This window comes from Synechococcus sp. R6-10, from assembly GCF_047461815.1.
Classification (GTDB): Bacteria; Cyanobacteriota; Cyanobacteriia; order Thermostichales; family Thermostichaceae; genus Thermostichus.
On sequence record NZ_JANSHW010000176.1, the window covers coordinates 1 to 3,677 of the forward strand.

2 protein-coding genes are annotated in these 3,677 nt (G+C 59.3%); one reads left to right on the forward strand and one right to left on the reverse strand.

Translation table 11 applies throughout. The features are described from left to right. The first annotated feature begins 122 nt into the window (after positions 1 to 122). Positions 123 to 1,382, forward strand: coding sequence for an ABC transporter substrate-binding protein (locus NW837_RS05690; RefSeq protein WP_414329759.1), 1,260 nt, complete (start codon positions 123 to 125; stop codon positions 1,380 to 1,382). Between the two features lie 3 nt (positions 1,383 to 1,385). Here the strand turns inward: NW837_RS05690 and NW837_RS05695 are convergent. Next, the coding region (locus NW837_RS05695) for an ATP-binding protein (protein WP_414329761.1) at positions 1,386 to 3,677 on the reverse strand (2,292 nt) is incomplete at its 5' end.

The following is a 3,677-nucleotide window of genomic DNA, read 5'->3' on the forward strand; positions in this document are numbered from 1 at the left end:
GGAAACGGACAGAATGCTATCGCTTCACCGTTGAGCAGTAATGCTCAGCAGTGTTCAGCGTAAATGTATCAGTTTAAGTTGAATCTGGAACCTGAAAGTTTGATGGGGATGGTGGCAAGGCTATGCAACCCAAAAGCGTTTTCTGGAAGCGGCGGCAGGTGTTGGCCGGCCTGGGATCCCTGGGAGCTTGGGCGTTGAGTCAAGGCTCTCCGTTTGCCCAGAATACCTCACAGAGTTCGGTGGATCTGGGATCCTTGAGCTGGGCGGATATTCTGGAGCGGGCGCGGGGCAGCTCTGTCAACTGGGCCATGTGGAGCGGCAGCGAGGCCATCAACGGCTTCGTGGATGGCTGGGTGAAAAGCCAGTTGCAGGAGCGTTATGGCATTCGCTTGAACCGGATCCCGCTCACGGATACCGTTGAAGCAGTCAACAAAGTGATTGGGGAGGTACAGGCCGGGCTGCTCAGCGGCGGCAGCATCGATCTCATCTGGATCAACGGCAACAACTTCCGCACCCTCAAGCAGGGGAATTTGCTCTTCGGCCCTTTTGCTGAGAAATTGCCCAGCTTGCCCTTCTACGATCCCGCCGATATTGCAACGGATTTTGGCCTGCCCACCGAGGGCTATTCTGCACCCTACACCGGCAACTACTTTTTAATGGCCTATGATGCCGAGCGGGTACCCAATCCCCCCCAGAGCTACGCCGAACTGTTGGCTTGGGCAGAGGCCAATCCAGGGCGATTTACCTACGTGGCCCCGCCGGATTTTCATGGCAGCCGCTTTTTGTTGAGCGCCTTCTATGGTGTGACCGGGGGCTATGCCCAGTACAGCGGGCCGGACTTCGATGCCGATCTCTGGTCGCGACAATCCCCTGCCCTGGTGGAATACCTGAGAAAGCTGGATCCCTTCCTGTGGAGACAGGGCCAAACCTACCCGCCCACCTTTGCCCGCCTGGCGGAGCTTTTTGCCAACGGCGAAGTGTGGCTCATCCCCACCTTTATCGATCAGGTGATCTTACGCAAGGGCAACGGCCAATTTCCCCCCAGCACCACCCCCTATGGGATCCCGGGCACCAGCTTGATCGATCCCTCGTTTACAGCCATTCCCATTAATGCGGCCAATCCTTGGGGGGCAATGGTCCTGGCAGAGGTCTTGGCCAGCCCGGAGGGGCAGCTGGAAAAGTTCAAGCCGGAGGTCTGGGGGGATCTGCCGCTCATTGATGTCAGCCGGTTGTCTGCCGACTACCAAACAGCTTTTGCCCAGCTGGAGGCTGCTGCCGGGATCCCCATTCAAGAGGCCATTGCTGGGGCAGTGCCCATCGTGAACTCCGAATACACGGTGCAACTGGAGGCCCTCTGGCAGCAACAAGTCTTGCCGGGATAGGGGTCAGGTATGCCCCTCACCCCCAGCCTCTTTCCAAAAGGGGAGGTCTTCTGACATTGGGGGTGGGCCGGGCAATGGCGGAGCAGGATCCTCACCTTGGGGCAACCAAACTTGGAAATGCGTCCATCCATCCGAGCTGTTGACGGAGATATTCCCCCCCATATGCTCCACCAGTTGCTTCACCAAAGCCAGCCCCAGGCCGGTGCCGCCGTGCTTCCAGCGATCCGATTGCGGGATCCGGTAAAACTTTTCAAAGATGCGGGGCAGCTCTGGCTCTGGGATCTCGCTGCTGTTGCTGCAGACGAAGAGGATCCCCTCTCCTTCTGAGACAACCCGCAGGTGGATGGATCCCTCGGGGGCCGTGTACTTGATGGCGTTGTGCAGCAGCTCGCGCAGAATGCGCCCCAAGCAGGTGGGGTCGGCCCAAAGCGAGGGGATCCCTGCCTCCAGGTGCAGTTGCAGGTGTTGATGTTTGGCTTGGGCCAAAGGCTGAGCCCCGGCCAGCAAATCTTGTAAATACCGCGGCAGAAAAATATTCTCTGGTTGCAGCAGATACGTCCCGGCTCCCAGCCGTCGCATATCCAGCAGGTCGTTGATGAGCTCGATTTGCCGGTTGCACTCTTTCAGGGCAATGGTGAAGTAGTGCCGCTGTTTCTCGGGGTTATCGCGGGTCATTTGCAGCATTTGCAAGGCCATGCGCACATTGGTCATGGGGGTGCGCAGCTCGTGCGAGACGGTGCTGAGGAAATCATCCTTCAGCAAATTCAGCCGCTCCAATTCCTTCACCTGCGCTTGGGCTGCTTGGTACAGACGGGCTTGGCGAATGGCCAGGGCACACAAGTTGGCCACCTGATAGGCCAGTTGAATCTCGTCTTCGGAAAACTCTTGCTCCGGCAGCCGCTCCAACAGCAAAGCTCCCAGCCGCTTCTCTTTGTCCCAAAGGGTGCAGACCAGCAGCCGCACCCAGCGTCCTTCCTTCCGACAACAGCAGTGGATTTTCCATTTCTGCTGTGAGGAAGAATGGGACTGCAGCAGGCGCAAGAACTCCGGGTCGCTGGCGTAGTCTGGCCCATGCAAGGGATCCGCCCCGCCATCTTGAGCCACGTCAGAAGAGAGAGAGGGGGAGTAGCAGTAGCCAGGGATCCAGGTTGACCCATCTTCTAAAAGCAGCAGGACTTGGCAGCAGGTTAGGCCTAGTGCCTCGGCAAGGGCTCTGACCACTTCTTCCAGGATTTCCCCCTCGTTTAGGCTGACCACCATCCGGCTGCTGATGGCGCGCAGCACCCCCTCAAAATGCAAGGCTTGCTGCAGCTTGGCCGTGCGCAGCTCCACCTGGGCTTCCAGCTCCCGGTTGAGGGCCTGCAACTGCTGTTCTGCCCGTTTCTGCTCGGTGATCTCCCGTCCCACCGATAGGATCTCCACCAGGCGGCCTCGGCTGTCGAAAATGCCCTGATCTACCCAGCTAATCCAGCGGGACTGGCCGTCTTTGCCGGGGTACTCCCGCTCGCTGCTATAAAAAGGACTCTCAGGCGTGAGAGCGGCAAAAGCCTGCAGCACCACCTCCCGCTCTTCTTCCAGCAGCAGATCCCACAAAGCTCGGCCCACCACTTCTTCTACCCGATGATCGAAGAAACGCAATAAAGCAGAGTTGACGTAGGTGATGTGCCCATTGGGCCGAAAGCGACAGATCAGCTCCGTCTGCTGCTCTACCACAGCACGGTACTCCTGCTGCTGCTGCCACAGACGATCCAGCAGGGCCTGCTGGGCTGCTGCCGCCTGCTGCCAGGCTTTGGTTAGCGTCTGCACCTCCTGGATGGGGCCGGGATCCAAAGGAGGCCAGGGCTGGAAACCGCTTTGGATAAATTGCTCGGCTACTTGGGTGAGGCGGCGCAGGGGACGGGAGAGAGCTTCGCCGAGGAGGATCCCTGTCCCCAGCATGCTCAGCAATAGCCCACCCCCCAGCAGCGCAGCCTGTTGGGCGCTCCGATGGACTTCGGCCAGAAGGGTTGCCTCTGGGATCCCATGCACAAAATAAAAGCCCAGCCTCCCTTTACTCTGGAGGGACTCCACCTCCACCCAGTAGGGGATCCCGCCAACCACGAGGCGCAGCGAATTCTGAGAAGAGGCCGTCTCCCAGGAGCCCACCTGCTCTTGCACAGCCACCAGCAGCGGATGGGGAGCAGGCCCCGCCGTACTGGCCACCACCTGTCCTTCCTCGTCCAGCAGAAAACTCACCTCTGCAGGAGAACGGCCTTCCATCTGTTCCAGAAAGGCTTGAAGCTGCCGGACGGAGAG